Genomic DNA, 5,721 nt, shown 5'->3' with positions numbered 1-5,721 from the left:
CCTCGAGCCTCGAGGCGGCGGCGACGGCATACGTCGAGCGGGTCGTGGCGGAGGCGACGCTCGAACTGCCGGAGGCCGGGCGCTGGCACGCCCGCGGCGGCCGCGACGGGGTGCACTCGAGGGCGATGGGCTACCTGCTGGCGCAGCTTCAGCACATCGCGCGTTCACACCCTGGGGCGCAGTGGTGAGCGACGTCAGCGTGCGGATCGCGGCGAAGCGAGGACCCGAGCGCCGAGGAGCGAGCCGATGAACGCAGCGAGGACGGTGATGCGGCCCGTGCAGTCGGTGCGTGACGCCATTGCGGCGATCCCCGACCCGGAGGTGCCGGTGATCACGATCGAGGACCTCGGCATCCTGCGCAGCTGTGTGGCCGACGAGGCCGATCGGACGGTGCGTGTGGTGATCACGCCGACCTACTCCGGTTGCCCCGCGATGGAGGCCATCCGCGGCCGGATCAAGCACGAGGCCCGGCGGGCCGGCTACGTGGCGCAGGTCGAGATGCAGTTCTCGCCTGCGTGGACGACCGACTGGATGAGCCGGGCCGGCAAGGACAAGCTGCGCGAGTTCGGCATCGCGCCACCGGGGCCCCGCGACGCGGGCGGACCGGTGACCCTGGGGCTCAGCGTCCGGCAGGTCACCTGTCCGCTGTGCGGCTCACGTGACACCACCGAGGTCTCCCGCTTCGGATCCACCGCGTGCAAGGCGTTGCGCCGCTGCAACTCCTGTCGCGAACCCTTCGACGAGTTCAAGGCGCTCTAGATGACCGTCACCCTGATCAAGAAGCCGAAGCGCGGACGAGCGCGGTTCCACCCGCTGCGGGTGGCCCGCCTCCAACGGCTCACCGACGGCGCCGTGGCGGTGTCCTTCGCCGTGCCCGACGACCTGAGGGACGAGTTCGCCTACGAGCCGGGCCAGCACCTCACCCTGCGCGCCACGATCGACGGCGAGGACGTCCGCAGGTCCTACTCGATCTGCCTGCCCCGCTCGCGGGCCCTGGCCAGCGGAGAGCTGCGGGTGGCCAGCTCCAGCGTCGCGGGTGGGCGGATGTCCAACTGGCTGAACGAGAGCGTCGCCGTCGGCGACGAGATCGAGGTGATGACCCCGCTCGGCGGGTTCACCTGCCCCACCCGGCCCGGTGCTGCGCGTCACCACGTGGCGATCGCGGCCGGCTCTGGCATCACCCCGGTCATGGCGCTGATCGCGAGCGCGCTGGAGGACGAACCGGATTCGCGCGTCACGCTCGTCTTCGGCAACCGGCGCACCGACTCGATCATGTTCCTCGAGGAGCTCGAGGACCTGAAGAACCAGTATCCCGGGCGGTTCCACCTGATCCACGTTCTCTCCCGCGAGGTCCAGGACGTCGAGCTGTTCTCCGGGCGGATCGACCGCGACCGGCTCGAGCGGCTCTTCGGCTCGCTGATCCCGGTCGACCAGGTCGACGAGTGGTACCTGTGCGGGCCGTTCGGCATGGTGGAGACGGCGCGCGAGCTGCTCGGCGAGCGCGGTGTCGACGAGAAGCACGTGCACCACGAGGTCTTCCACGTCGACGAGGTCGGCGCTCCGCCGCTGGCACAGGTGGAGGCCGTGCCCGGTGCTCCGCCCGAGGCCGTCGTCACGGTCAACCTCGACGGCCGGACCACCGTCATCGACATGCCCTCGAAGGCCGAGACCATCCTGGCGGCCACGTTGCGCGAGCGGCCGGACGCGCCGTTCAGCTGCACGGGCGGGGTCTGCGGCACCTGCCGCGCCCGCCTCGTGGAGGGCGAGGTCACCATGGACCGCAACTACGCGCTGGAGCCCGAGGAGGTCGCGGCCGGGATCGTGTTGGCGTGCCAGTCGCACCCGGTCACCGACACGGTGCACCTCGACTACGACGCCTGAGCCGACGGCAGCCCCCGCCGCACGTCTTCCGCTCCGAGCCGCGCGGCGTCGGCGGTGCGGTCGTCCGGCATCGACTGTGACTCCCGTTCGGCCAGCACCCGGGCGCGGTAGTGCTGCACCTCCCGGTCGATCGTGGCGGCGTCCCAGCCCAGCACCGGAGCGACCAGCTCAGCCACCTCGGCCGCTGCGGCCTCCCCGCGGTCGGGCACCTCGATGGAGATCCGGGTACGGCGGGTGAGGATGTCGTCCAGGTGCAGTGCTCCCTCATGACTGGCCGCGTAGACGGCCTCGACCGCCAGGTATTCCGGTGCGCTGGCAAGGGGTTCGGACAAACCCGGGTCGGACTGCATGAGCGCGAACAGCTCCTCGCAGAGCGTGCCGTAGCGACCGAGCAGGTGCTCGACCACCGAGACGCGCAACCCGGTCCGCTCGGCGATCAGCGCACGGGAGTTGTGCGCGGCGAAGTAGCCGTCCGCCCCCAGCAACGGGGTGCGTTCGGTCACCGACGCGGGCACGTTGCGCTCCATGCCGTGCACGGCCGAGTCGACGGCGTCCTTGGCCATGACCCGGTATGTTGTGTACTTGCCACCCGCGATGACGGTCAGCCCCCGCACGGGGCTGGAGACGGCGTGCTCGCGGGAGAGGGTGCTGGTCGACTCCGACTCGCCCTTCAGGAGGGGCCGGAGCCCGGCGTAGACCCCCACGACGTCTTCGCGGGTCAGAGGATCTTGCAGTAGCGAGTTCGCATGGTCGAGAAGGTAATCCACGTCCGTCCGGCTCGCGGCGGGGTGGGCCAGGTCGAGGGCCCAGTCGGTGTCGGTGGTCCCGATGATCCAGTGGCTGCCCCACGGGATGATGAACAACAGGCTCTTCTCGGTGCGGGTGATGATGCCGGTGGCCGAGTTGATCCGGTTGCGCGGCACGACCAGGTGGACGCCCTTGGAGGCGCGCACCTGGAACTGCCCGCGGCCCCCGACCATCTGCTGGATCTCGTCGGTCCACACGCCCGCCGCGTTGATCACCTGGCTCGCGCGGATCTCGAGCTCTCGTCCGGTCTCGAGGTCGGTCGCGCGGACCCCGACCACCCGGTCTTCCTCACGGATGAACGCGCTGACCCGCGTGCTGCTGGCACACAGTGCGCCGAAGTGTGCCGCGGTGCGGGCCAGCATCATGGTGTGCCGGGCGTCGTCGACCTGACCCTCGTAGAAACGGACCGCGCCGCGGATCGCCGACCGCTTGCCGGAGGGGAAGGACTCCATCGTCTTGCGTCGACCGAGGTGCTTGAGGTGGGTGGGCACGCCCCGTCCGGCGCCCATCGCGTCATACACGCCGACACCGAGACCCACGTAGCCCCGGTCGATCGGCCGCTCCAGGGGGTAGATGAACGGCACCGGCCGGGCCAGGTGCGGGCTCAGCCGGTTCAGGACCAGCTTGCGTTCCTTGAGGGCCTCGAAGACGAGGTGGAAGTTGAACTGCTCGAGGTAGCGCAGCCCCCCGTGGAACAGCTTGCTCGACCGGCTCGAGGTCCCGGCGGCGTAGTCGCGGGCCTCCACCAGCCCGACCCGCAGCCCGCGGGTGACGGCGTCGAGCGCTGACCCGGCGCCCACCACGCCGCCGCCGATGACCAGCACGTCCAGCTCCTCGGTGGCCAACCGCTCCAGCGCGGACTCCCGGCCCGCCGGGCTCAGCGGCTGGGGCTTGTCGCTCATCTGCGTCCTTCCTCTCGGCGACGGGATGTCACCCGGCGGTCCTGCTCGAAACCGTACGCTGCCGGGCGAACCCGGCCCGGGATCAGTCGACCTCGACCCAGTCCAGGGTCCGTTTCACGGCCTTCTTCCACCCGGCATACCCGTCCTCGCGCTGCTGTGGCGACCACGTCGGCTCCCACCGCCGGGATTCCTTCCAGTTGGCCCTGAGCTCGTCGAGATCCTGCCAGAAGCCGACGGCGAGTCCTGCAGCATAGGCCGCGCCGAGGGCGGTCGTCTCGGCGACCACCGGCCGGCTGACCGGGACGCCGAGGATGTCGGCCTGCAGCTGCATGCACAGGTCGTTGGCAGTGACCCCGCCGTCGACCTTGAGCACCTCGAGGTGCACACCGGAGTCGGTCTCCATCGCCTCGGCCACGTCGCGGCTCTGGTAGCAGATGGATTCCAGGGTGGCGCGGGCCAGGTGCGCGTTGGTGTTGAACCGGGACAACCCGACGATCGCGCCCCGTGCGTCGCTGCGCCAGTAGGGGGCGAAGAGGCCGGAGAACGCGGGGACGAAGTAGACGCCGCCGTTGTCGTCCACGCTGCGGGCAAGCGGCTCGATGGCCGCCGCGCCGGAGATGATGCCGAGCTGGTCGCGCAGCCACTGCACGGCCGATCCGGTCACGGCGATCGAGCCCTCCAGCGCGTAGACGGGGCGGTCGTCCCCGAGCTGGTAGGCCACCGTCGTGAGCAGCCCGTTGCCGCTGCGGACCGGCTCGGGCCCCGTGTTGAGCAGCAGGAAGTTGCCGGTGCCGTAGGTGTTCTTGGCTGTGCCAGGGTCGAAGCACGCTTGGCCGAACACGGCGGCCTGCTGGTCGCCGAGAATGCCGGTCAGCGGGATGCCGGCGAAGCCCGCGGGGGCGGCCAGCACGCCATACCCCTGCGGGTCGGAGGAGGGGCGGATCTCGGGCAACATCGAGCGGGGGACGCCGAAGAAGCCGAGCAGCTCGTCGTCCCAGTCGAGTCTCTCCAGGTCCATCAGCATGGTGCGGCTGGCGTTGGTGACGTCCGTGACGTGCACGCCGCCGTGCACGCCGCCGGTGAGGTTCCACATCAGCCAGGTGTCGATCGTGCCGAACAGCGCGTCGCCCGCTGCGGCGGCCTCGCGGGCCCCCGGTACATTCTCCAGGATCCACTGGAGCTTGCCGCCGGCGAAGTAGGTGGCCGGAGGCAGCCCCGCCTTCTGGCGTATGACGTCGCCGCGGCCGTCGTGCTCGAGGGCGCTCGCGATCCGGTCGGTGCGGGTGTCCTGCCACACGATCGCGTTGTGGAACGGCCGCCCCGTGCGCCGGTGCCACACCACGGTCGTCTCGCGCTGGTTGGTGATGCCGAGCGCCGCCAGGTCCGAGGCGGCCACGCCGAGGCCGTTGAGTGTCTCCTGGATCACCGAGCTGGTGCGCTCCCAGATCTCCACCGGGCTGTGCTCCACCCAACCGGCCCGCGGCAGGATCTGCTCGTGCTCGAGCTGGTGCCTGCCCACCTCGTTGCCGTCGTGGTCGAAGACCATGAAGCGCGTGCTGGTCGTGCCCTGGTCGACGGATCCGACGAAATCAGCCATCTGGCGCCCTCCTCGTAGCAAGTGATCGTGGGGAAAGAGACAGCCCGCTGTCGCTTTCCCCACGATCATTCCTCACGAGGGAGGGCGGGGGGTGCGGGCCGGGTTGCGCGACCGATCGACGATGCGCCACGAGATGTCTCGCCAGGAGGCCACGAGATGTCTCGCAACGATGTGGACACGGATCGCCTCACGGCGGCCGCCGGCTGGGATGATGGACACCCCGCCCGAGGAGGCAGTCGTGAGCCAGCCCGCCGACCACCCCGAGCCCGACGCGCCCACCATCGTCGTGGGCTTCGACCGTTGTGACCACGCCGAGATCGCCCTGGACTGGGCCGCGCTCGAGGCGACCCGCCGGGGCGCAACCCTCGAGATCCTCACCACCAGCCTGCCCACCGGAGCGACCACCTGGCCGGAGGGCGCCTTCGACGTGATGTCGGAGTCGGCTCTGGGGGCCGCGCAGGTCACCGCCGACGAGGGCCTGGCGCACGTCCGGGCGGTCGCGCCGGGCCTCACCGCGAGGGCGACCGCGGTCGT

At 70.7% G+C, this 5,721-nt stretch carries 6 protein-coding genes; 4 read left to right on the top strand and 2 right to left on the bottom strand.

What is annotated here, in order from left to right:
• The 3 genes from FRW57_RS16200 to paaE form a co-directional block, all read left to right on the top strand.
• Nucleotides 1-188: Phenylacetic acid catabolic protein (locus tag FRW57_RS16200; protein WP_203230368.1), on the top strand; the 188-nt coding region annotated here is incomplete at its 5' end.
• A 58-nt stretch (nucleotides 189-246) separates the two neighbouring features.
• On the top strand, nucleotides 247-759 hold the full coding sequence (paaD, locus tag FRW57_RS16195; protein ID WP_152186482.1) for a 1,2-phenylacetyl-CoA epoxidase subunit PaaD: 513 nt from the start codon (nucleotides 247-249) through the stop codon (nucleotides 757-759).
• Nucleotides 760-1,881, top strand: a complete 1,122-nt coding sequence (paaE, locus tag FRW57_RS16190) for a 1,2-phenylacetyl-CoA epoxidase subunit PaaE (protein WP_137121485.1) — start codon at nucleotides 760-762, stop codon at nucleotides 1,879-1,881. It abuts the gene before it with no gap.
• On the opposite strand, the gene FRW57_RS16185 is transcribed toward paaE, so the two are convergent.
• Both FRW57_RS16185 and glpK read right to left on the bottom strand, forming a co-directional pair.
• Complete coding sequence (locus FRW57_RS16185) at nucleotides 1,869-3,590, bottom strand: glycerol-3-phosphate dehydrogenase/oxidase (protein WP_152186481.1); 1,722 nt, start codon at nucleotides 3,588-3,590, stop codon at nucleotides 1,869-1,871. The genes paaE and FRW57_RS16185 overlap by 13 nt on opposite strands.
• Before the next feature lie 82 nt (nucleotides 3,591-3,672).
• Nucleotides 3,673-5,187, bottom strand: a complete 1,515-nt coding sequence (gene glpK / locus FRW57_RS16180; RefSeq protein WP_152186480.1) for a glycerol kinase GlpK — start codon at nucleotides 5,185-5,187, stop codon at nucleotides 3,673-3,675.
• Between the two features lie 238 nt (nucleotides 5,188-5,425).
• Between glpK and FRW57_RS16175 the strand changes: the two genes are divergently transcribed.
• The coding region (locus FRW57_RS16175; RefSeq protein WP_203230367.1) for a universal stress protein at nucleotides 5,426-5,721 on the top strand (296 nt) is incomplete at its 3' end.

Origin of the sequence: Segeticoccus rhizosphaerae, assembly GCF_009192725.1 — a bacterium.
Classification (GTDB): domain Bacteria; phylum Actinomycetota; class Actinomycetes; order Actinomycetales; family Dermatophilaceae; genus Segeticoccus; species Segeticoccus rhizosphaerae.
The sequence above is the reverse complement of the archived record's forward strand: the minus strand, read 5'-3'. Positions and strand labels throughout refer to the sequence as shown.

Bases quoted from the DNA above. Each gene is read 5' to 3' on its own strand.
- paaD (WP_152186482.1), top strand. From the start codon at position 247: ATGAACGCAGCGAGGACGGTGATGCGGCCCGTGCAGTCGGTGCGTGAC.
- paaE (WP_137121485.1), top strand. From the start codon at position 760: ATGACCGTCACCCTGATCAAGAAGCCGAAGCGCGGACGAGCGCGGTTC.
- FRW57_RS16185 (WP_152186481.1), bottom strand. From the start codon at position 3,590: ATGAGCGACAAGCCCCAGCCGCTGAGCCCGGCGGGCCGGGAGTCCGCG.
- glpK (WP_152186480.1), bottom strand. From the start codon at position 5,187: ATGGCTGATTTCGTCGGATCCGTCGACCAGGGCACGACCAGCACGCGC.